At 59.7% G+C, this 22,756-nt stretch carries 24 protein-coding genes; 16 read left to right on the forward strand and 8 right to left on the reverse strand.

Features of this window, described 5'->3' with window-relative positions:
• Together PMI37_RS15550 and PMI37_RS15555 are read left to right on the forward strand one after the other, a co-directional pair.
• A complete protein-coding gene (locus PMI37_RS15550; protein WP_008082425.1) occupies positions 1-666 on the forward strand; it encodes a CoA transferase subunit B in 666 nt (221 codons plus the stop codon).
• A gap of 11 nt (positions 667-677) precedes the next feature.
• A complete protein-coding gene (locus PMI37_RS15555; RefSeq protein WP_008082427.1) occupies positions 678-1,859 on the forward strand; it encodes an acetyl-CoA C-acetyltransferase in 1,182 nt (393 codons plus the stop codon).
• Positions 1,860-1,975: 116 nt separating this feature from the next.
• Here the strand turns inward: PMI37_RS15555 and PMI37_RS15560 are convergent, their stop codons facing one another.
• Both PMI37_RS15560 and PMI37_RS15565 read right to left on the reverse strand, forming a co-directional pair.
• A complete protein-coding gene (locus tag PMI37_RS15560) occupies positions 1,976-3,181 on the reverse strand; it encodes an Nramp family divalent metal transporter (protein ID WP_443216818.1) in 1,206 nt (401 codons plus the stop codon).
• 132 nt (positions 3,182-3,313) lie between these two features.
• A complete protein-coding gene (locus PMI37_RS15565) occupies positions 3,314-3,850 on the reverse strand; it encodes a chalcone isomerase family protein (protein WP_008082442.1) in 537 nt (178 codons plus the stop codon).
• A gap of 147 nt (positions 3,851-3,997) precedes the next feature.
• Between PMI37_RS15565 and PMI37_RS15570 the strand changes: the two genes are divergently transcribed.
• Together PMI37_RS15570 and PMI37_RS15575 are read left to right on the forward strand one after the other, a co-directional pair.
• On the forward strand, positions 3,998-4,780 hold the full coding sequence (locus PMI37_RS15570; RefSeq protein WP_008082443.1) for a hypothetical protein: 783 nt from the start codon (positions 3,998-4,000) through the stop codon (positions 4,778-4,780).
• 211 nt (positions 4,781-4,991) lie between these two features.
• Positions 4,992-5,552: a hypothetical protein gene (locus PMI37_RS15575; RefSeq protein WP_008082444.1), complete on the forward strand. Its 561-nt coding sequence runs from the start codon at positions 4,992-4,994 to the stop codon at positions 5,550-5,552.
• Here PMI37_RS15575 and PMI37_RS15580 read toward each other — a convergent pair.
• The 4 genes from PMI37_RS15580 to PMI37_RS15595 all read right to left on the reverse strand — a co-directional run bounded on the left by PMI37_RS15580 (position 5,542) and on the right by PMI37_RS15595 (position 9,256).
• A complete protein-coding gene (locus tag PMI37_RS15580; RefSeq protein WP_008082445.1) occupies positions 5,542-6,258 on the reverse strand; it encodes an alpha/beta hydrolase in 717 nt (238 codons plus the stop codon). The genes PMI37_RS15575 and PMI37_RS15580 overlap by 11 nt on opposite strands.
• A 189-nt stretch (positions 6,259-6,447) precedes the next feature.
• A complete protein-coding gene (locus PMI37_RS15585) occupies positions 6,448-7,560 on the reverse strand; it encodes a succinylglutamate desuccinylase/aspartoacylase family protein (RefSeq protein ID WP_008082446.1) in 1,113 nt (370 codons plus the stop codon).
• 199 nt (positions 7,561-7,759) lie between these two features.
• The gene (locus tag PMI37_RS15590) at positions 7,760-8,539 is read right to left on the reverse strand and encodes an ABC transporter substrate-binding protein (RefSeq protein ID WP_008082447.1); all 780 of its coding nucleotides are present in this window, start codon (positions 8,537-8,539) and stop codon (positions 7,760-7,762) included.
• 288 nt (positions 8,540-8,827) lie between these two features.
• Positions 8,828-9,256, reverse strand: a complete 429-nt coding sequence (locus PMI37_RS15595; RefSeq protein ID WP_008082448.1) for a rhodanese-like domain-containing protein — start codon at positions 9,254-9,256, stop codon at positions 8,828-8,830.
• A 102-nt stretch (positions 9,257-9,358) separates the two neighbouring features.
• Between PMI37_RS15595 and ftrA the strand changes: the two genes are divergently transcribed.
• A complete protein-coding gene (gene ftrA / locus PMI37_RS15600; RefSeq protein ID WP_008082449.1) occupies positions 9,359-10,333 on the forward strand; it encodes a transcriptional regulator FtrA in 975 nt (324 codons plus the stop codon).
• Positions 10,334-10,715: 382 nt separating this feature from the next.
• Here ftrA and cobF read toward each other — a convergent pair whose 3' ends face one another.
• A complete protein-coding gene (gene cobF / locus PMI37_RS15605) occupies positions 10,716-11,471 on the reverse strand; it encodes a precorrin-6A synthase (deacetylating) (protein ID WP_008082450.1) in 756 nt (251 codons plus the stop codon).
• Positions 11,471-12,040 (reverse strand): histidine phosphatase family protein, encoded by a 570-nt coding sequence (locus tag PMI37_RS15610; RefSeq protein WP_008082451.1) that lies wholly within the window; start codon positions 12,038-12,040, stop codon positions 11,471-11,473. The genes cobF and PMI37_RS15610 overlap by 1 nt, the downstream gene beginning before the upstream one ends.
• 333 nt (positions 12,041-12,373) lie before the next feature.
• Between PMI37_RS15610 and PMI37_RS15615 the strand changes: the two genes are divergently transcribed.
• The 11 genes from PMI37_RS15615 to PMI37_RS15665 all read left to right on the forward strand — a co-directional run bounded on the left by PMI37_RS15615 (position 12,374) and on the right by PMI37_RS15665 (position 22,549).
• Positions 12,374-13,228 (forward strand): MurR/RpiR family transcriptional regulator, encoded by an 855-nt coding sequence (locus tag PMI37_RS15615; protein WP_008082452.1) that lies wholly within the window; start codon positions 12,374-12,376, stop codon positions 13,226-13,228.
• Between the two features lie 2 nt (positions 13,229-13,230).
• Positions 13,231-13,875 carry an isochorismatase family cysteine hydrolase gene (locus PMI37_RS15620; protein WP_008082453.1) on the forward strand — a complete coding sequence of 215 codons (645 nt, stop codon included), beginning with the start codon at positions 13,231-13,233 and terminating at the stop codon, positions 13,873-13,875.
• Positions 13,872-15,203, forward strand: a complete 1,332-nt coding sequence (locus tag PMI37_RS15625; RefSeq protein ID WP_008082454.1) for a glutamine synthetase — start codon at positions 13,872-13,874, stop codon at positions 15,201-15,203. Before PMI37_RS15620 ends, PMI37_RS15625 begins: the two co-directional genes overlap by 4 nt.
• Positions 15,187-15,939, forward strand: a complete 753-nt coding sequence (locus PMI37_RS15630) for an N-formylglutamate amidohydrolase (protein WP_008082457.1) — start codon at positions 15,187-15,189, stop codon at positions 15,937-15,939. Before PMI37_RS15625 ends, PMI37_RS15630 begins: the two co-directional genes overlap by 17 nt.
• Before the next feature lie 82 nt (positions 15,940-16,021).
• Entirely contained in the window at positions 16,022-17,371 is a 1,350-nt protein-coding gene (locus tag PMI37_RS15635; protein WP_008082459.1) for an APC family permease, read from the forward strand.
• 118 nt (positions 17,372-17,489) lie between these two features.
• A complete protein-coding gene (locus tag PMI37_RS15640) occupies positions 17,490-18,506 on the forward strand; it encodes an arginine N-succinyltransferase (protein ID WP_008082461.1) in 1,017 nt (338 codons plus the stop codon).
• Positions 18,507-18,567: 61 nt separating this feature from the next.
• Entirely contained in the window at positions 18,568-19,602 is a 1,035-nt protein-coding gene (gene astA / locus PMI37_RS15645; protein WP_008082462.1) for an arginine N-succinyltransferase, read from the forward strand.
• Positions 19,603-19,880: 278 nt separating this feature from the next.
• Entirely contained in the window at positions 19,881-20,645 is a 765-nt protein-coding gene (locus PMI37_RS15650) for a hypothetical protein (protein ID WP_008082464.1), read from the forward strand.
• A complete protein-coding gene (locus PMI37_RS15655) occupies positions 20,642-21,289 on the forward strand; it encodes a hypothetical protein (protein ID WP_008082466.1) in 648 nt (215 codons plus the stop codon). The genes PMI37_RS15650 and PMI37_RS15655 overlap by 4 nt, the downstream gene beginning before the upstream one ends.
• Positions 21,290-21,318: 29 nt before the next feature.
• Positions 21,319-21,498, forward strand: coding sequence for a hypothetical protein (locus tag PMI37_RS15660; RefSeq protein WP_008082468.1), 180 nt, complete (start codon positions 21,319-21,321; stop codon positions 21,496-21,498).
• 181 nt (positions 21,499-21,679) lie between these two features.
• The gene (locus PMI37_RS15665; RefSeq protein ID WP_007919546.1) at positions 21,680-22,549 is read left to right on the forward strand and encodes an isocitrate lyase/PEP mutase family protein; all 870 of its coding nucleotides are present in this window, start codon (positions 21,680-21,682) and stop codon (positions 22,547-22,549) included.
• Positions 22,550-22,756: the final 207 nt, after the last annotated feature.

The following is a 22,756-nucleotide window of genomic DNA, read 5'->3' on the forward strand; positions in this document are numbered from 1 at the left end:
ATGGCACTTTCCCGCGAACAAATGGCTCAGCGCGTCGCCCGCGAAATGCAGGACGGCTTCTACGTGAACCTCGGCATCGGCATTCCGACCCTGGTCGCCAACTACATTCCTGAAGGCATGGAAGTCATGCTGCAATCGGAAAACGGCCTGCTCGGCATGGGCCCGTTTCCGACTGAAGAAACCATCGATGCCGACATGATCAACGCCGGCAAACAGACCGTGACCGCACGCATCGGCGCGTCGATTTTCAACTCCGCCGAATCCTTCGCGATGATCCGCGGTGGCCACGTCGACCTGACCGTGCTTGGCGCGTTCGAAGTCGACGTTGAAGGCAACATCGCTTCGTGGATGATCCCCGGCAAACTGGTCAAGGGCATGGGCGGCGCGATGGATCTGGTGGCGGGCGCCGACAACATCATCGTGATCATGACCCACGCATCGAAAGATGGTGAGTCCAAGCTGCTGTCCAAATGCAGCTTGCCGCTGACTGGCGCCGGTTGCATCAAGCGTGTGCTGACCGACCTCGCCTACCTGGAAATCGAAAATGGCGCTTTTGTCCTCAAGGAACGCGCACCTGGCGTCAGCGTCGAGGAAATCGTCGCCAAAACCGCTGGTAAACTGATCGTCCCGGATCACGTACCGGAAATGCAGTTCGCTGCCGAGTGAGGAATTCGAAAATGCAAGACGTCGTCATTGTTGCCGCCACGCGTACCGCGATCGGCAGTTTCCAGGGTGCCCTGGCCAGCGTTTCTGCGGTGGATCTGGGCGCGGCGGTGATCCGCCAGTTGCTCGAACAAACCGGTCTGGACGGTGCGCAGGTTGATGAAGTAATCATGGGCCAGGTGTTGACCGCCGGCGCAGGTCAAAACCCGGCGCGTCAGTCGGCGATCAAGGCTGGCCTGCCGCACGCGGTACCGGCGCTGACCCTGAACAAAGTCTGTGGCTCTGGCCTCAAGGCGCTGCACCTGGGTGCGCAAGCAATCCGTTGCGGCGACGCCGAGGTGATCATCGCCGGCGGCCAGGAAAACATGAGCTTGGCCAACTATGTGATGCCGGGCGCACGCACCGGTCTGCGCATGGGTCACGCGCAAATCGTCGACACCATGATCAGCGATGGTCTGTGGGATGCGTTCAACGATTACCACATGGGCATCACCGCCGAAAATCTGGTCGACAAATACGATATCAGCCGTGAGCAACAGGACGCCTTCGCTGCTGCGTCGCAGCAGAAAGCCGCCGCTGCCATCGAGGCCGGCCGCTTTGTCGATGAAATCACCCCGATCCTGATCCCGCAGCGCAAAGGCGATCCTATTGCATTCAAGGTCGACGAGCAGCCACGCGGCGACACCACCGCTGAATCGCTGGGGAAACTGCGTGCAGCGTTCAAGAAGGACGGCAGCGTCACCGCTGGCAATGCTTCGTCGCTGAATGACGGCGCCGCCGCAGTCATCCTGATGAGCGCAGAAAAAGCCAAAGCCTTGGGTTTGCCAGTGCTGGCGAAAATCGCTGCTTATGCCAACGCGGGCGTTGACCCGGCAATCATGGGCATCGGCCCGGTGTCGGCAACCCGCCGCTGCCTGGACAAGGCGGGCTGGAACATCGAGCAACTCGACCTGATCGAGGCCAACGAAGCCTTCGCTGCGCAATCGCTGGCGGTGGCCAAGGATCTGCAATGGGATCTGAGCAAGGTCAACGTCAACGGCGGCGCCATTGCGCTGGGCCACCCGATCGGCGCATCGGGCTGCCGCGTGCTGGTGACGCTGTTGCATGAAATGATCAAGCGCGATGCGAAAAAGGGTCTGGCGACCCTGTGCATTGGCGGCGGCCAGGGTGTAGCGCTGGCGCTGGAGCGCGCGTAAGCAAGAGTTCAACGGCGGGCGGCGGATCCACGACATCCGCTGGTTGCCGGCAACAAAAAACCCGGTGCAGCTTCGGTTGCACCGGGTGTTTTTTTGTCTGGATTTTGTGTTGTGCTTTAAGGCCCCATCAGTTGTTTGTCATTGGTCATGCGAATCAGCGGGTACAACGCAAACGGCAGTTGCAGACTCAACACCACCTGACTCATCACCAGCAACTTGCCCACCGCGTTATCGCCCATCAACCACACGCCGATAAACGCCGGAATCAGCGCCAGCCCGCGCGTAATCAAACGGCGCTGCCAGCACGGAATCCGCAGATTGAGATAACCCTCCATGATCACCTGCCCGGCGATGGTGCCGGTGAAGGTCGAACTCTGCCCCGACGCCAGCAACGCCACGCCGAATAACACGCTGGCCAGCGCGCCACCGACCAGCGGATCGAGCAAGTGATAGGCGTCCTGAATATCGACCACGTCGGTATGCCCCGACTGGTGAAACGCCGCTGCCGCGAGTATCAGAATCGCCGCGTTGACCAACAACGCCAGCGCCAGCGAGCCGATGGTGTCGATGCGCGCCAGTTTCACTGCGTCCTGTTTGCTCGCCAGATCCTTGCCGATCATCCGGGTCTGCACGATCGAAGTGTGCAGGTAGAGGTTATGCGGCATCACCGTCGCACCGAGAATGCCGATTGCCAGGTACAGCGGCGCCGCGTCGCTGATCGCCGACAGCGAAGGTTTGAAACCCTGGAAGACGTCCGGCCAGTACGGTTTGATCAGCACCAGTTCAACGAAGAAACACACGCCGATAGTCGCGACCAGCACCAACATGATCGCTTCCAGTCGGCGGAATCCACGGTTCTGCAGAGCCAGCACCAGCAGCGTGTCGAATGCAGTCAGGGCAATGCCGAAGGTCAGCGAACAACCGAGCAACAGGTGAAACGCCAACGCACAGCCAAGTACTTCGGCGAGGTCGGTGGCGATTATCGAGATTTCCGCCAACACCCACTGCAAGCGTGCGGTCGGCGTGCTGTAGCGTTCGCGCGACAGTTGCGCCAGATCGCGGCCGGTGGCGATGCCCAGCCGCGAACACAAACATTGCACAACCATGCCCGCCAGACTCGCCAGCAACACCACGAACAACAGGCTGTAGCCAAACCGCGAACCGGCCTCGATCGCAGTCGCCCAGTTGCCCGGATCCATGTAGCCGATCGACACCAGCAAACCGGGGCCGGCGAAACGCAGCGCACGTTTGAAGAAGGGGGCGTTGGGGTCGACCGCGACACTGCCGGCCACCTCTGGTGGGCAAAACGGCGCGGTGGCGATTTTGGGCAAACTGAATTTCACGCACACATCCAGAAACAAGTCGGAAAGACGCAGCTTAGACGTTTCAGCGGTTACGTTGAAGATCAAAAGATCGCACCTGTAGGAGTTGCCGCAGGCTGCGATCTTTTGATCTTATCGGCTCGCGCCCAACAATTGCTCGCGCAATTCGGGGCTACGGGTGCGCGGATCCAGCCAGATGTCGAAAAACGCCCTGGCGAACTGTGGATCATCGATTTCATGCTGCAATTGCTGCCCGACGAAAAACCGTGCGCCCTGCCCCGGCAGATAGACGCCGGTGATGCGCGTACCGGCCTGCACGTCGACGAAGGATTGCTGCATCTGAATCTGCCAACCGGCCAGTTGCGCCGGGCTGACGCGAGGGCCGGCCAGGCGCTTGATTTCATCGAGGCTGGCCTTGACCAGATCATCGCGAGAAATGTTGCGGCGGTAGATCAGTTCCAGCGCAAAGGGCTGCCCCTCCGCCAATGGCCGCGCCGCACTCCAAAGCCGGGCGTTGTAGACATCGAAACCGAATACGCTGAAATCGCCGGTGCCGATGATTTGCGCGCCGGGCACGGCGTCCTGCCAATTGGCCCAGGTCGGCGTCAACAACAGGGCCCACAAGCCTATGCCGCAGCATCCCCGCAACACCTTCGGTGTTCTGTTCATCGCGGCATCGACTCCGGCAAGCCCTGATAATCAGAGCATAGTCGGCTATCCGCCCGAGCACTTTGTATACAATTTTTGTACAACGATGCAGCAATCCACGATCGACGATGCTAACGTGAGCGTCTCTCACTCGACGGAGCCACCTGCGTGCTGATCCTCAAACTGCTGCTGATTCCCGGATTTCTCTTGCTGATTTCTTTGGCGGGCAAGCGTTGGGGGCCGAGTGTGGCCGGGTGGCTGTCGGGGTTGCCGGTGGTGGTCGGGCCGATTCTGTTTTTCCTCGCCATCGAACAGGGGCCGCAGTTTGCCGCGCATTCAGCAGTGGCGGCGTTGTCGGCGATGTTCGCGATGATTGCCTTCTGCATCACCTATGCGCAGGTCGCACAACGGGCGAACTGGCCGTGGGCGCTGGCGATATCGATGACGGTCTGGGCTGTGTTGGCGCTGGTGCTGTCGCTGATTCCACCGTCGCTGCCGTTTTCGGTGGTGGCGGCGGCGGTTGCCCTGCTCGCCTCGCCGTATCTGTTTCCGGATGTGCAACCGGTGCTGAATGGTACGGCACCGAAGTCGGACAAACTGATCTGGCGGATGATTGCAGGAGCGGCTTTGACGTTGCTGGTGACGATGCTCGCCAGCACCGTCGGCGAACGCTGGAGCGGTTTGCTCGCGGTGTTCCCGGTGCTCGGCAGTGTGATGGCGGTATTTTCCCAGCAGACACGCGGCCCGGCGTTTACCGCAGCATTGCTGCGCGCGACGGCGACGGGGATGTATTCGTTTTCGGCGTTTTGCCTGGTGTCGGCGCTGACGTTGCCGAGCATGGGGCTGAGTGGGTTTGCGGTGGGTGTCGCGGTATCGGTGGCGATGCTTGGCGTTACCCGCAAGCTGCTGGCAAAACCTCCTTCCTCTAAAACGCCCCAACCTCAAAGTTGAAACCGTCCCCTGTGGCGAGGGGATTTATCCCCGCTCGGCTGCGCAGCAGTCGTAAAAAAGATGGGCGCGCTGCGCACGCCAGCGGGGATAAATCCCCTCGCCACAGGTAAGTCGCCAACTCAAAACCATGTTCAGACGAGCCGGGCTGGAGTGCCAGTCCTCTGCATGGGATGATCGCCCGCCCAAGCGCGACCATCCCCTGGAGATTCGAATGTCACTGTTGAGCAAAAAAGCCGTTGTCCTTTTACTCGCGGCAGTCGCCGGCCTCGGCGCCATCAATGCTCAGGCGGCCAAGGCCAAGGACACGGGCAGCGAGAAGGTCTCGATGCTCGATGGCAAGTTCACCTTCGTCCTGCCCAAAGGCTTCGTCGCCGACCCGCTGCCGGCCGGCCCAACGGGCGCCAAAGGCACGATGTACACCAACCAGACCACCAAAACCGTGGTCATCGCCGCCGAGAACGTGATTCCCGAAGGCAACAACGTCAAGGACAACGACAGTGCGTTCCTCGACGGCACCGTGTCGGACTTCATCGACGCCCAACGTAAGGCGCTGCCGGACTTCAACAAACTCACCGAGAAAAGTCTGACGCAGAAAAGCAGCGGCCTCGGCCTGCGCCAAGTCGACAGCACCGCGACCCAAGGTGGCGGCCAGACCCTCAACACTACGTTGATGGCCGGCTCCGGCACGCACATGGCCTTGGTTCAGGTGATTTCCCGGGCCAGCGACAAGGCCGGCCACGATAAGCTGGTGAAAACCATCCTCAAGGATTGAGCTGCTGCAACCAACCGTTCAAATCCCGCAGTTCGGCCGCACTGATGCTGTGGCCGACGCCGGGATAAGCGTGAAATTGTGGTTTGTAGTCGAGCTTCTCCAGCATGGCTTTGGCTTCGGTGCCGTCGTGGTACGGCACTCGATCATCGGCAGTACCGTGGCCGATGAAGATGCTCAGCGGCAGCGGTTGTTGTTCGGCCTTCAGCTCGGTTTTTAACACCGGCAACAAGCGCCCGCTCAACGCCGCGATACCGCCAACAGCTGCCGGCGGTCGCAAGCCCACTTCGTAGGTCATCATCGCGCCCTGACTGAAACCGATCAGGTACACCTTGTCCGGGGTGGTGTGATATTTCTTCGCCGCTTGCGCGACAAAATCCCGCAGTTTCTGGCCGCTGACCTTCAGATCATCGGTCTCGCCGTTGTAGGCACCTTCGCCTTTCTTGCGAAACCATTGATAACGTCCTTCGCCCAACGACAACGGTGCCTGCACTGACAGGTAATTGTACTGCGCTGGCAGCTGGAATTTCATGCCGATCAGATCAGCTTCGTTACTGCCGTAACCGTGCAGGAAAATCACCAGCGGACGCGGATCGGCGTCCGCGTGAACTTGCTCGATGTACTTGAGCGGCAGATCGGATTGCAGTGTGGTTTGAGCCTGAACGGCGGTGGACGCCAACAGGGTCAACAGGGCAAACGCCTTCAACATAGAGCCTTCCTTCACAGAGTGTCGGGTTTGCGGGTGAGCCTAACATTCCCCGGCAAAGATCCATATGCGGCGGTGCTTTCGATGCCGACATCGCTGGCAAGCCAGCTCCCACAGGATTTGTGTGAACACCTTCATTCACTGTGGGAGCTGGCTTGCCAGCGATGAGGCCAGCGGATTCAGCGTAAACCCTCAGTCGTTAGTCAGCTTCCCGGTACGAAACGCTACCCGCCCCGCCACTTTCGCCTGCCAGATCCCAGGCTCCGTATAACGCCCACGATCAATCGCAAACAGCACGCCGCTAGTGCCGGCGCGCACGGTGCTTACGCGATCCTGCAACGGATCAACCACTTCGAACAGCGCATCGCCCTTCTCCACCCACTCGCCGGCATTGCGCAGGAAACTCACCACACCATGATGCGGGGCGAACAGGTATTCAGTGCCCTCGAACGGCAAGCCCTCGCAGCAGTCGGCCGGTGCCGCCGGCCATTCGCCGTCGATGAAGCCCTGCTCGGCGAGGAAGCCCAGAATCGCCTCGCAATTGGCCTGCGCCTGATCGACCCGGGTATCGCCCATGCTGCCCAGCTCCAGCGTGGTTGCCAGGTTCGCCGGGGGAATTGCCGCGTCAGGAAAGGTGCGCGCCAGACGCAGCCATGGCGAAGAACAGGATTCATCAAACGAGCTGCCGCCGGAGTCTTCACACAACAGCGCCACACCGGCCTTCAGGCGTGCGGCCAGCGATTGCCATTGTGGCCAGTGTTGCGGCAACGCATACAAGTGAATCGCAGCGTCAAAATCGCAGTGCAGGTCGAGGGTGATGTCAGCGTCGCAGGCATGACGCAGCAGCAGACGATGCAGCGCCTCCAGTTGCGAGGCCGGGGCTGGCAAGTCATCGAAAACCTGGAGCATCGTTTGGCGGATCAGTGCGATGTTGGCGGCGGCATCCGCGCCCAGGCGCTCACCGACCAACGCCGCCACCGGGGTGCTCAGTTCGACGAAAGCGCGATTGAAATTCTTGCCGCTGGCCAGCTCGAAGCGCCCCATGTGCGCGCCCTGCAGATGCTGATCGAGACCAATCGGGTTGGCCACCGGCACCAGCTCGATCACGCCGTGCAAACGCCCTTGCTGCTCAAGTTCGTTTAGGCGCTGCTTGAGTTCCCACGCGGTGCGCATGCCCGGCAACTCATCGGCGTGCAGGCTGGCCTGGATGTACACCTTGCGCGCGCCGGCGCCATAACGAAACACGCTGAGGGAGCGCTCGCTGCCCAAGTGGCTCCAAGGCAGGACATGATCGATACGTTGCATGGGAAGACTCCTCAATAGCTGGATCACACAGATCCGCTGTAGGAGTGAGCCTGCTCGCGATAGCGGTTTTACATTCAGCACCGATGGCACCTGACATACCGCTATCGCGAGCAGGCTCACTCCTACAGGGTCTGGTCACAATTAAAACGCAAAAAAAGTGGCCACCGCGCAAACGGGGCCACTTTTTTCCTACGGCGTATTAATGGCCGTAAACGTCAAAGTCGAAGTACTTGTCCTGCACTTGCTTGTACTTGCCATTGGCGCGGATTTCGGTGATTGCCTTGTTGAATTGCTCGGCCAGCGCGGTATCGCCCTTGCGCACAGCAATGCCGGCGCCGCCGCCGAAGTACTTGGCGTCTTCGTAGGTCGGGCCAACGAATTCGAAACCTTTGCCGGCGTCGGTTTTCAGGAAACCGTCGCTGAGGTTGACCGAGTCGGCCAGCATCGCGTCAAGACGACCCGAAGTCATGTCGAGGTTGGCTTCCTGCTGCGAACCGTAACGTACCAGGTCGATCCCGGCTGGAACCAGTACTTCGGTGGCGAAACGGTCGTGGGTACTGGCACGCAGCACGCCGACTTTCTTGCCTTTGAGCTGGGTCAGCGGGTCGGTGATGTTCGAGCCTGCCTTCATCACGAAGCGGGCCGGGGTGTGGTAGTACTTGATGGTGAAATCGACGTTTTTCTTACGGTCATCAGTGATGGTCATCGAGGACAGGATCGCGTCGATTTTTTTCACTTTCAGTGCCGGGATCAGGCCATCGAACTCTTGCTCGACCCAGGTACATTTGACTTTCATCTGCTCGCACAGCGCATCGCCGATGTCCACATCGAAACCGGCGAGTTTGCCGTCAGGGGTTTTCATCGAGAATGGCGGGTAACCGGCTTCAATACCGATGCGGATCGGCTTGGCGTCTTCGGCCACAGCGGTCAGGGACAACATCGACAGTGCCAGGGCACCGAACATCACTAGCTTCTTCATTTATTACTCCTGTGTGCGGAGGCTTTTATTGGCAGCTTTCGATTCAGCGTTCAGTCATGGCCATTTGGCGGCAAATACTGAAGTGGCCGGCAGTCTATGGCGGCGCGCACAGGGTAAATTGTGTTGATGCGACAAATACTTACAAAAAACCGGCGAGACAATTCAGCAACATCAAAGGCTGTAGGAAAAACACCAATCCCCCTGTAGGAGCTGCCGCAGGCTGCGATCTGTTGATCTTTTTAACGACACGGATCAAAAGATCGCAGCCTGCGGCAGCTCCTACAAGGTTCAGCATTCGCAGGGGAATGCGCTGCGGGCGGGTTGCGCCACGCTCAGTTGGAATCCTTCATCCAGCCACCCGGTCACGCCACCGAGCATCTCTTTGACCGGGTAACCCAGCGCCGCCAGTTTTACCGCCGCCTTGTTCGCGCCGTTACAGTGCGGGCCGGCGCAATAGACCACGAACAGCGTGGTTTTCGGGTAATTCGCCAACCCTTCAGCCGTGAGCAATCGCGTCGGAATATTGATGGCCCCGGGCACATGGCCGCGCTCAAAGGCCAGCGGCCCGCGCACGTCGACCAACACGAAGTCGACCTCGGCGGCCTCTTGGCTGCTGTGGACGTCGGAACAATCGGTTTCGAAGGTCAGACGGTTGCTGAAATGCATCAGGGCGATGGCCGAAGGGGCGGCGGGAATGTCGCGAACCAGGCTAGGCATGAGGGGTTGCTCCTGTGTCTCGTTGGGGATGAACAGACTTTATCCAGCCGCCGCGAATCGCTACAGTGGCGCACAAGACACTCACCGGGAATTTTCCGCCAAATGCCGATATCACCAGGTCTGGTTGCGATTCTGGCCTACGACGGCCTCTGCACGTTCGAGTTCGGCATTGCCGTGGAGATCTTCGGCCTGGCGCGTCCCGAGTTCGAGTTTCCGTGGTACGAACACGCGATTGCGGCGGTCGATCCAGGCCCGATGCGCGCCATGGGCGGGATTCAGGTGTTGGCCGATGGCGGTCTGGAACTGCTGGCCGAAGCCCGCACGATCATCATCCCCGGCTGGCGCGACCGAAACGCCACGGTGCCGCCGGCACTGATCGACGCACTGCGTCAGGCCCACGCCCGAGGGGCGCGGCTGTTGTCGATCTGCTCCGGGGTGTTCGTGCTGGCGGCCAGCGGTTTGCTCGACGGCCATGGCGCGACGACGCACTGGCGCTACACCACGGAACTGGCGCAGCGCTTTCCGGCCATCGCGGTCGATCCAGATGTGCTGTACGTCGACTCTGGCCAGTTGATTACTTCCGCTGGCAGCGCTGCCGGGATTGATGCCTGCCTGCATCTGGTGGCGCGGGACTTCGGTACTCAAGTGGCCAACGCCGTGGCCCGCCGACTGGTGATGTCGCCGCAACGCACCGGCGGCCAGGTGCAGTTCATTCCGACGCCCGTGAGCCCGACGCCGCGCAACGATCTGTCACGCGTCATGCAATGGGCCCGCGAGCGTCTGCATGAGCCGCTGGAGGTGCGCGACCTGGCCAGCGAGGCGGCGATGAGCGAACGGACCTTTCTGCGGCGATTTACCGAGGCCAGTGGCCAATCACCCAAGGCGTGGCTGCAGCACGAACGACTGGCGCGAGCGCGGGAGCTGCTGGAGAGCACGCCGCAGAACACCGAGCAGATTGCTCAGCGTTGCGGGTATCGCTCGGTGGAGAGTTTTCGGGTGGCGTTTCGCACGGTGGTCGGCGTGCCGCCCTCGGTGTATCGCGAGCGGTTCGGGCGAGGGGTCAATGCCGATTCCTGAGGTGTGGTCGATGGCCCAATCGCTGGCAAGCCAGCTCCCACAGGGTTTGCGCTGACTGAAGATGTGTGAACAACCCAAATACCTGTAGGAGCAAGGCTTGCCCGCGATGGCGGTGGATCAGATGGCATCAATTCAAGCTATGCCGACGCCTTTTCCACAATGATCAGCACTGTTGCCACTGTCTCTGCTCAAAACATATCCCTGCAGGAGTGAGCCTGCTCGCGATGAGGCCTGCCCAGCCAACATCCTCATTGACTGAACCAACGCCATCGCGAGCAGGCTCACTCCTACACCGTTCGGCGGTAGATCCATAATCCCCAGCGACACAAAAACCTGTGGGAGCTGGCTTGCCGGCGATTGGGCCCGCCCGGCCAGCAAAAATCTAAGGCCTGCGCAGCAAATACGTATCCATGATCCACCCATGCTCAGCCCGTGCCGCCTTGCGCACCCGCTCGATTTCATCGGCAACATCCGCCAGTCGCCCGCTGATCAGTATTTCATCCGGCGTACCCAGATAAGCCCCCCAGTAAATCTCCGTCTGCTGATCCTTCACCGTGTGATAGGAATCTTCAGCGTCGAGCATCACCACCACGCTGTCCGCGTCACTCACCTGCCCCGCCGCCAAACGCCGCCCGGTGGTGATTTCAACTGAGCGGCCAATCGTGTTCAACGGCACCTTGTGCTGTGCCGCCAGCGCCTGGACGCTGGTAATTCCCGGGATCACTTCAAACTCAAAGGCACACCGCCCTGACGCCAGAATCGCCTGCAGGATACGAATCGTGCTGTCGTACAACGCCGGATCGCCCCAGACCAGGAAACCACCGCACTCACCGTCAGACAATTGGTCATTGATCAGCCTTTCGAAGGTGCGTTGCTTGGCGTGGTTGAGGTCAGCGACGCTGGCGGCGTAGTCGACGTCGCCGCGTTCACGCTCGGGGCTGTGGGCTTCAGCGAAACGGTAAGCGCGATCGGTGATGTAGCGTTCACAGATCTCGCGGCGCAGGTCAATCAACGCGTCCTTGCTCTGACCTTTATCCATGAGGAAGAACACATCGACCTGATTCAGCGCCTTCACCGCCTGCATCGTGATGTAGTCCGGATTACCGGCGCCGATGCCGATCACCAGCAGCTTTTTCATCAGCGCGTCTCCTTGATGTCGATACCCGGCAAGCGTAGCCGCCAGATACCGTTGAAGCGTAACTCGAGGATGGCCAGCGGCTCGACATCGACTGCGTTGAAGGCCGCGCCCTGCACCACCTGCATCAACGCGGCGCGCACAATGTAAGGATGGGTAACGGCGACGACATGCCCGGGTGTTGCGGTCAGCCCTTCGAGCCAGGCGGCGACCCGCTCGCCCACTTGCGCCACTGACTCACCGCCATGCGGTGCCGCGTGAGGATCGGCCAGCCAGGCTTGCAATGCGTGTGCATCGGTCTGCTGCAGATCCTTGATCGACTGCCCGTGCCAATGCCCCCAGTCGCAGTCGCGCAAGGCCGGGACCACTTCAGCGTCCGTGCCGAACCACTCAGCCGTTTGCCGGGTGCGCAATTCCGGACCACACAACAGACGGAACGGTGAATCGAGCCGTGTCGCCCAAAAGTCAGACGCTAATTGCTCATTTTCAACAGGCTCGTTTGTAGGAAAACGCGACAATTTCTGTGCGACGGTTCGGGCATGGCAAATCAGAGTCAAACGGGTGGTACGCACAAGCAGTCACTCATTCGAAGGTCGGGAAAAATCGGCGCAGCCGTCGGCAATAACCGCCATTGTGCCGTATGACGGAGGGTTGCAGCCAACTCGACGGCGCTGACGGCAACCTTTTGCGAAGTGCCGAATCGGCAATTTCTGACGTCGTTCCGGGCAATGGACTACAAGACAGAGCGACTACCGTGTAGCCCTTGTTACACGGGCGTCTTGCCCCATTTTGGGGCTTTTGCTCCACGGTAAAAAATTCACTAGACATGTAGCGTCAGTTACATAAATACTGTTTTAACGGATTATGAAGCGAATTCAACACCCCTCCATCCAGCAGGAGCCCGGATGCCCCCTCTCAGAGACCTGATCACCGACCCCGGCCTTGATCTTACGCCGTCGGAGCGCAAAGTCGTTCGCGCCTTGCTTGATCAGTACCCGCGCAACGGCCTGGGGCCGATGGCACGTCTGGCCGAACATGCCGGTGTCAGCGACCCGACGATCGTGCGGCTGGTAAAGAAGCTCGGTTTTGGTGGTTATGCCGAATTCCAGGATGCCCTGCTCAGTGACATGGACCATCGCCTGCGCTCGCCAAGCACCCTGTTGCAGCCTCGCTCGCATCAGAACAAGGACGATGCCTGGAGCCACTACCTTGCTGACAGCCATCGTCTGTTACTTGAAACCCAGGCGCTGACGCAACCCGAAGACATACGAATCCTCGTCGACTGGCTGCTGGATGCACGCCATCAGGTGTACTGCTTCGGCGGCCGTTTCAGCAGCCTGATGGCCACGTACCTGCTCAATCATTTACGCCTGTTGCGTCCCGGCTGTTTTGCCCTGGAAGACAATGCGCTGCTGCCCGACCGGTTGTTCGACCTGCAACGTCAGGACGTGGTGCTGGTGTTCGACTATCGCCGTTATCAGACCCAGGCCCTGCGCGTCGCCAGCGCGGCAAAAAACAACAACGCCCGGGTGGTGTTGTTTACCGATATCTACGCGTCGCCGCTGCGCGAGATGGCTGATCTGATCATCAGCGCCCCGGTCGAATCGGCCTCACCGTTCGACACCATGGTGCCGGCGCTGGCCCAGGTCGAGGCATTGATTGCCTGCCTGACCCTGCGCGGCCCGGAACTGGCCGATCGCCTGGAAGGCATCGACGCCCTGCGCAACGAATTCGCCACTCATCTGCTGGAGGAAAAATAAGGATGTTCAGCCTTCCCCACCGCTCGCCACGGGACCAGCCGTTTGTCACCGACCACACGGCGTTGCTGCTGGTCGACATGCAGCGCGCCTGGCTCGAACCGCAGTTCGACCCGCACCTCAGTGGCCCGGACGCCGAGTACTTCCTCAACCGCGCCCGCACGCAGGTGGTGCCCAACCAGCAGCGGTTGCTCGGCGCCTTTCGCCAGGCCCGGCAGAATGTGTTGCACACGATCATTGAAAGCCTGACCGCCGATGGTCGCGACCGCTCGCTCGATCACAAGCTGTCAGACATGCACCTGCCCAAGGGCAGCCCGCAGGCGCAGGTCATTGCTGAACTGACCCCGCAGGAAAACGAAATCGTCCTGCCAAAAACCTCGTCCGGCGTGTTCAACTCGACCGCCATCGACTACGTGCTGCGCAACCTCGAAACCCGCCACTTGATCATCGCCGGCATCGTCACCGACCAGTGCGTGGACATGGCCGTGCGCGATGCTGCCGATCGCGGTTATCTGGTGACGCTGGTGGAGGATGCCTGTGCCACCTACAGCGCCGAACGCCATCACGCCTGCCTGAACGCAATCAAGGGTTATTGCTGGATCACCAACACCGACACCGTGCTCGGCCGCCTGCAGGAGATGCAGCCATGAGCGCACGCCTGACGCCGCTGCCGATGACCACCATCGTCACCACCGACCTGATCGGCATCACCCGTGGCCGCTCGTTTCCCACCGATGAGCTTGAGCATTACCAGGCCGCCGGTTGCGGCTGGGTGCCGGCCAATAGCGCGCTGACGCCACAGGACATCATCGCCTCGGCTAATCCGTGGGGCGCTTATGGCGACTTGCGGTTGATTCCCGATCTGAGCAGTCGCGTCACCGTTGGCAATGGCCCGGATGCCGATGCGCCGGCGCTGGACTTCATCCACGGCGATATCCGCGAGACCGATGGTCGCGCGTGGGGCGCCTGCCCGCGCACACTGCTGCGTGATGAGATCGAGCGCTATCGCGATGCGTTGGGCTTGCAAGTCAACGCCGCGTTCGAACACGAATTCAACCTGCACGCCGGGTTTGTCGAGCATCTGGCGTTTTCCCTCGAAGCCCAGCGTCAGGGCGCCGAATTCGGTGGCTGGCTGCTCAGCGCCCTGCGCGCGGGGGGTGTCGAGCCGGAAATGTTCCTGCCTGAGTACGGCAAGCATCAATACGAAATCACCTGTCGGCCGACACTGGGCGTCGCCGCGGCAGACCGCGCGGTCAACGTGCGCGAAATCACCCGCGAGATCGCCCGGCAAATGGGCCTGGACCTGAGCTTCGCACCGAAAACCGCCGAGCATGCGGTGTGCAACGGCGTGCACTTGCACGTCAGCCTGCTGGATCTGGCCGGTCAGCCGATGCTCTACGACGCGGGCACCAGCAACGGTCTGTCGAGTCTTGGCCAGCACTGGGCAGCGGGCGTCCTGCATTACTTGCCGGCCCTGTGTGCGTTCACTGCGCCGACGCCGGTGTCGTACCAACGCTTGCAGCCGCACCACTGGAGCGCGTCCTACGCCTGCCTCGGTCAACAGAACCGTGAAGCGGCGCTGCGCATCTGCCCGACCGTGACCCTGGGTGGCAAATCCGTGGCCCAGCAGTTCAACCTCGAATTTCGCGCCATGGACGCCACGGCGTCGCCGCACCTGGCCATGGCGGCACTGCTGATTGCCGGGCGACTGGGCATTGAACAGCGTCTGGCCCTGAACGCGATCACCGACGAAGTGCCCGATTCACTCAACGACGAGCAACGCCAGGCCCGGGGCATCGTTGCCCTGCCCGCCTCGCTCGCCCAGGCGCTGGATTGCCTGCGCGACAGTGCAGCCTTCAATGAATGGCTGCCCAAGCCGTTGCTCGACACGTATCACGCCCTTAAAACCGAGGAACTGGCGCTGACGGAACAGCTCTCGCCTGCTGACCTGTGTGAGCACTATGCACGCCTGTACTGAATCCGCCGAGCTTGGGTTGTACACCCGCCCGGCCTACAACCTGAGCCGCGAGGACTCGACACATCCGTTGATTCTGGTGTGCGAACACGCGAGCCGCTACATCCCCGATGCCCTGAACAATCTGGGCCTGGATGAGGCCGCCGCCCGTGAACACATCGCCTGGGACATCGGCGCACTGCAACTGGCCGAGCAATTATCGGAAAAACTTGGCGCCACACTGTTGAGCGCCAATTATTCGCGACTGCTGATCGACCTGAACCGTCCACGGCATGCGCCCGACAGCATTCCGGCACAGAGCGAGATCTATCAGATCCCGGGCAACCGTGAGCTGGACGAAGCCACGCGCGAATACCGACGCCAGGCCCTGTTCAAGCCGTTTCACACACGCTTGCAGACGCTGATCGACGAACGCATCGCTAAAGGGCAACCGGTACGGGTGGTGGGGATTCACAGTTTTACCCCGGTGTATTACGGCCAGCCACGACCGCTGGAAGTCGGCGTGCTGTTTGGTCAGGCGAAGGACTACGCACAACGCCTGCTCGACGGGCTCGCTGAGCATCTGCTGAAAGTGGCGGGCAACCAGCCGTACAAGATTGATCCGCTGGGCGACATGACCGTGCCGGTACACGGTGATGCCCGGGGCCTGGATTCGGTGCTGATCGAGGTGCGCAACGACTTGTTGCGCAGCCCCGAAGCGGTATCGCGCTGGGCCGGATACCTCGCGCCATTGCTGTAACGCAAGACTGCTGACGCTGTAAACGATGGACCGACATAACAACTAAAAAACGACCGATCTGGCTGACAAGGAGTTGCGCTTCATGGAAATTGAAGAATTCGGCTACAAGCAAGAGTTGAAACGTAGCCTGACCCTCACGGACCTGGTGGTGTACGGGATGATCTTCATGATCCCCATCGCCCCGTTCGGTGTGTATGGCTACGTTAACGCCGAGGCGCCGGGGATGGTGCCGCTGGCCTACATCATCGGCATGGTGGCGATGCTGTTTACCGCGCTCAGCTACGGCAGCATGGCCAAGGCATTTCCGATCGCAGGCTCGGTGTATTCCTACGCGCAACGTGGCTTGAACCAGCATGTCGGTTTTATCGCTGGCTGGTTGATGCTGCTCGACTACCTGCTGATTCCACCGCTGCTGTATGTGTATGCGGCGATGGCGCTCAACCATTTGTACCCGGACATTCCAAAAGTCGGCTTTATTCTGGCGTTCCTCGTCAGCGCAACATTCGTCAACCTGCGCGGCATCACGTTCACCGCGCGGATGAACATCATCTTCCTGCTGGCCCAACTGGTCGTGCTGGGGATCTTCCTGTTTTACGCCTGGACGGCCCTGCATAACGGTGGCGGTCACGGCGAGCTGACATTGGCGCCGTTGTACAACCCCGAGACGTTCAATTTCGCCCTGTTGATGCAAGCGGTGTCGATTGCGGTGCTGTCGTTCCTCGGCTTCGATGCAATCTCGACGCTCGCCGAAGAAATCAAAGGCGATCCGGGCAAGAGTGTTGGCAAAGCGGCGCTGATTACCTTGTTGGTCATGGGCGTGATTTTCGTCGCGCAAACCTGGATCGCCACCGATCTGGCGGCCGGCATGGGCTTCACCTCCGCCGACACCGCGTTCTATGAAATCGCCGAAATTGCTGCCGGCAGCTGGCTGGCGACGCTGACCGGCGTAGCCACCGCGCTGGCCTGGGGCGTGGCCGTGGCGATCACCTCGCAAGCCGCGGTATCGCGCCTGCTGTTCGGCATGGCCCGCGACGGCAAATTGCCGAAAGTGCTGGCCAAAGTACATCCGAAACACAACACGCCGTACCTGAGCATTTATCTGGTGGCGGTACTGTCGCTGTTGATCTGCTACCTGTTCATCAACTCGGTCGACACCCTGACCTCCCTCGTCAACTTTGGCGCCCTCAGCGGCTTCATGCTGTTGCACCTGACAGTGATCAACTACTACTGGCGTCGGCAGAAGTCCGGAAAGGTCGTGCGCCACCTGATCTGCCCGGTGATCGGCTTCATCATCGTCGCGGCCATCATGTACAACATGGGCGTCGATGCGCAGAAACTCGGGCTGATCTGGATCGCGCTGGGCCTGGTGTATCTGTTCTTCCTGAACAAGCTCGGCGCCAGTACCGCGCTGCCCGACCCGAGCAATGGCTGACAAGAAAAAGGGCGGCGTCTGACAACAAATCAGGCGACCGCTGATTTAACGCGTGGAACCCGACAGTGATAGTCAGGTGCGGTGAACTCACCGGACCTTTTGATACAGGAGTACATCCATGCTGGTCTTACGCCCAGTCGAGCTAACCGACCTGCCTCAGTTACAACAATTGGCCCGCGATAGCCTGGTGGGCGTGACCTCTCTGCCGGATGACAGCGAACGCTTGCGCGAGAAAATCACCGCCTCCTGTGCCTCATTCGAAAGCGCAGCGGCGGCGCAGGGCCCGGAGAATTACTTCTTCGTGCTCGAAGACCTTGAAACCCAGCGTCTGTCGGGTTGCTCGGAAATTGTTGCCACCGCCGGCTTCAACGAGCCGTTCTACAGCCTGCGCAACCGCCATTTCACCAGCGCCTCGCGGGAGTTGAACATCGAGCACGGCGTGCCGGCGCTGTCGCTGTGCCATGACCTCAACGATCACACGCTGCTGCGCGGTTTTCACATTGACGCAGGGCTGGTGCGTACAGCTTTTTCCGAATTGCTTTCGCGGGCGCGCCTGCTGTTTATCGCCGCTCATGCGCCGCGTTTCGCCGAAGCGGTGATTACTGAAATCGTCGGCTACAGCGACGAGAACGGCCAATCGCCCTTCTGGGATGCGCTGGGCAAACACTTCTTCGATCTGCCTTACGTCGAAGCCGAAAGGTTGTGTGGGTTGCAGAGCCGCTCGTTCCTTGCCGAACTGATGCCGCAATACCCGATCTACGTGCCGATGCTGCCGCTGGCGGCGCAGGAATGCATCGGGCGCATTCACCCTGACGGGCAGGAAGCGTTCGACATTCTTGAGCGTGAGGGCTTTGAAACCAACAGCTACATCGACCTGTTCGACGCCGGCCCGACGCTCTATGCGCGCACCGCAAACATTCGGTCGATCGTTCGCAGCCAGATCCTCCCGGTGCAGCAGCAGTCGCGGATCGATGCCCGTGGCCGCTACCTGCTGAGCAACGATGCGCTGCAGGGTTTCCGGGCCATCGTCGCCGAACTGGATGTCCACGCCGATCAACCGCTGGCCCTCACCCCGGCCATGTGTGCGGCGCTGAACGTGACCGATGGCAGCCCGATCCGGCTGATTGCCCTGTGAACCACGCCCGGTGCCGCAGCCAACGACAGTGCCCGAACAGGCGCGCAAAAGGAGTTACAGCATGATTGTCCGCCCGGTCAATGTCAGCGACCTGCCAGCGTTGATGACGCTGGTTCAACAGGCCGGCCCGGGGTTCACCACCCTGCCGGCCAACGAAGATCGCCTGGCCCATCGGGTACGCTGGGCGCAACGGGCATTCGCCGAGCAGGTAGAACGTGCCGACGCGGATTATTTGTTCGTGCTCGAAGACGATGACATGCGCGTGGTCGGCGTCAGCGCGCTGTCCGGGGCGGTCGGCTTGCGCGAGCCCTGGTACAACTATCGAGTGGGGCTGACGGTGAGTTCGGCGCCGGATCTGGGCATACAACGGCAAATCCCGACACTGTTTCTCAACAACGAACTGACCGGCCAATCGGAACTGTGCTCGCTGTTTCTCGGCCATGCTCAACGTCATGGCAGCAATGGCCGGTTGTTGTCACTGGGGCGGCTGTTGTTCGTCGCCGAGTTTCCACACCTGTTTGGCGAAAAGATGATCGCCGAACTGCGCGGCAGTGCCGATGAACTGGGCTGTTCGCCGTTCTGGGACAGTCTGGGCCGACACTTCTTCCAGATGGATTTCAGCCACGCCGATCACCTGTCCGGACTGGGCAACAAATCGTTCATCGCCGAACTGATGCCGCGCCAGCCGCTGTACACCTGCCTGCTCACCGAAGAGGCTCAGGCGGCCATCGGCCAGGCGCACCCCAATACCGAGCCGGCGCTGAAAATCCTTCAGGCCGAGGGTTTTTCTCACAAGGGTTATATCGACATTTTCGACGGTGGACCGGTGATTGAAGCCCCCGTGCGCAGTATCCGTACCGTGCGCGACAGCGTGGAACTGACCCTGAGCCTCGGCACCCCGGATGACCAGGCGCCACTGTGGCTGATCCACAACCGCCGCCTGGAGAACTGCCGCATCACCGTCGCCCGCGCCCGTCGAGTTGGCAGCAGCCTGGTGATTGATCGCCTGACGGCCAAACGCCTGCAACTGCAGCCAGGCAACTCGGTGCGCGCGGTCATGTTGCCCAATCAACAACAGCAGGCCGTTGCGGCCTGATTACTGTATATCGCACATCGTCTTGCGCCTCGCGCCCCTTCATAATCTTTACTTCAAACTTCCCGACGGTCACCACTAACGGCCGTCATCACCGGACGTTTTACTCTCCAACAACTATCTCGCAAGCCAATATCGGCAGCATCAACCGAACTAACACCCCTCCAAAAAAAACACTCCAATTAAAACCCGAAACACAACAACTTACACACCTCAACTTGCCCAAACCAACTCCGGACTATAAATTTAACTCAAGCCCACTTACTCAACAGCAAGCAACCATGATTACTGAATTATTAGACACTGACTTAGAACCAAAACTAATCCTCGACACCCTTAACAAAAACAACATGACATCCGAAGTAAACACACTTTGCAACCTGCTTGACACTCGCATTAAAACGCTCGGCATCCAGCACTACAAAGCTCAAGCCCTTAACAGCACCAACCCTTACACCCGCACATTGACCTTGTACTATAATGCAGCGGGCAACATCAGTATCAAAGCGCCTGACAGCACCACAGCTTCACCTTATTTTTATTCTGTTCCCGGCAAAACATTTTTATTTTCGATCAACAACACTCCCTTTAACGTCCAGCGCTACACGATCGAAGACGACCAACTGAGTCTGGGTGACAACACTACAGTCGATGACGGTCAGGCGTTGTACATCGACGGCACCAAAGAGTTGTTCGAATGCGACCAGGAGGTTCTCAGCGCCAGTATCAACCTGATCGACCGGCGTGCCGACATTGCGGTATTCGACCGTCGCACACTGAAAAAAGTAGCCTGGCTTCCGAACGATGAAAGCGCAGCGCGCTTCCTTGTCAGCCTCGAACTGCTTGAGGCCGCGGCGGATCCACACGCCCGCAAAGTCGCTGAAGAGCTGATTTACCACCAACACCCGGCGGTCACCTGGAAGGCTTTCAATGTTATCGCCCAAGAGGATAAAGCGGCAGCCCTTGCGTATGCGCCGGTGATGAGATTGCTGCAAAACGAGCAATTGAATCGTTATCTTGATGCTCATATGGACAGTGCACCATGAATTTAGCGAACTTCATCCAACGCATGGACAACTACAACTTCAATACAGATCAGAACTCGATCATTGAAGACTTGAAAGACCTTGCCAAGAACAGAACATTACTGAGCGAGCATTTGTACGAGGGCATTCAAGCGCACGGTTTCAGTACGGCGCACTATCGTTATAACGCTTACGCTTTCGTCCTGCACTCTTGTGATACTTACACTGTCCGCTTGGGGTTCTGGGCGCCTGTCGACTCACAAGATGAAGGCGAAACTTTTATTTATCACCTTAATCATACGCACGACTTCGAAATGTACTGCGTAGGTTATGCGGGAGACGGTTACGTCACCATAAAGCGCGAAATCTTCGACCGCACTCCACTCCTTGCGGGGGTCCGCCCTCGTCTAGGAAAGGAAACCGAACTGAAACTGGCGCCAGGTACAGTGCTTCACATGAAACCACTTCATGAGATTCATCGACAACTGCCGCCAAAACAAATGTCTGCTTCGCTGAGCGTGCTTATTCACGCGCCGCTTGCGCAGACAAGCGAAGAAGCATGGTGCTTCGACGAAAACTACTTGCCGACTCATCCCGGCATTGCAATGCAAGAGATCGATTTTTATGAAAAAACGATCGCACTTTTAAATCGGGGTCAGTATTGACTGCCCACTTAATCAAAAAGGAAATTGATATGAACACTACCCAAAACAACTGGAACAACGCGCCACTCCTGCGTGCAGGCTCCAACGTCATCAATACCGCCGTCAAAACCGCCGCTGCAGCCCCTTGCGCCGGCCTGGGCATTCCGCGCTACAACGTGGGAAACATCCATGAAATCAAAAAAATCTGGGGAGACATCAATAAAGTCTGACCCCTCGCCCTCGAGTTGAGTCATCCGGTTGCAGACGTTTAGACGTCTGCAACCTTTTCTGTTTTACCGTTACCGAAAAAATCGTCATGAACCTGACCATCCCAGCGTGATAGCCTTTTAGACCTTCGGCGTTGACACATTTGCTCAAGCCTTTCCATTCCTTTGTATTGGTGGAACTCGTATGACCAGGCTTTCTCATCAAGATTTGCGCCGTAATTTCCGACAGTTGCTGGCCTCCGACACCTGCTACCACACGGCCTCGGTGTTCGACCCGATGTCCGCGCGGATCGCCGCTGACCTGGGTTTTGAAGTGGGAATTCTCGGTGGTTCGGTGGCGTCGTTGCAGGTGCTGGGTGCACCGGACTTTGCCCTGATCACCCTCAGCGAGTTCGCCGAACAGGCCACGCGCATTGGCCGCGTCGCGCAATTGCCGGTGATCGCCGACGCCGACCACGGCTACGGCAACGCCCTCAACGTGATGCGCACCATCGTTGAACTGGAACGCGCCGGCGTCGCGGCCCTGACCATCGAAGACACTCTGCTGCCCGCGCAATTCGGGCGCAAATCCACCGACCTGATCACCGTCGCCGAAGGCGTCGGCAAGATCCGCGCAGCGCTGGAAGCTCGAGTCGATACGGAAATGGCGATCATCGCCCGTACCAACGCCGGCATCCTGCCCAACCAGGAAATCATCAGCCGCACCCGGCAGTACCAAGCGGCGGGCGCCGACGGGATCTGCATGGTCGGGATTCAGGACTTCGATCAGCTCGAACAAATCGCCGAGCATTTGACCGTACCGCTGATGCTGGTCACCTACGGCAACCCGGCGCTGCGCGACGACAAGCGTCTGGCTGAACTCGGTGTGCGCGTGACCATCGACGGCCACGGCGCCTACTTTGCCGCTATCAAGGCAACGTACGACAGCCTGCGCGAACAGCGACAAATCTTCACCCAGGCCTCCGACCTGAGCGCAACCGAACTGACGCACACCTATACCCAGCCCGAGGAATACATCCTGTGGGCCAAGGAATACATGAGCGTCAAGGAATGATGGATTGGTCGGGCTGACGCCATCGCTGGCAAGCCAGCTCCCACAGGTTATGCGGCCAACCATGGCTTAATGGCTCATACCAAATCCTTTGGGCTGAGTGATGGATTGGCCGAGCTGGCGCCATCGCTGGCAAGCCAGGCTCCCACAGGTTTTGCGGTTCGACATCGCTTGATGGTTCAGCACCAAACCCTGTGGGAGGAGTGATGG

It is taken from the genome of Pseudomonas sp. GM80, from assembly GCF_000282515.1.
Taxonomy (GTDB): domain Bacteria; phylum Pseudomonadota; class Gammaproteobacteria; order Pseudomonadales; family Pseudomonadaceae; genus Aquipseudomonas.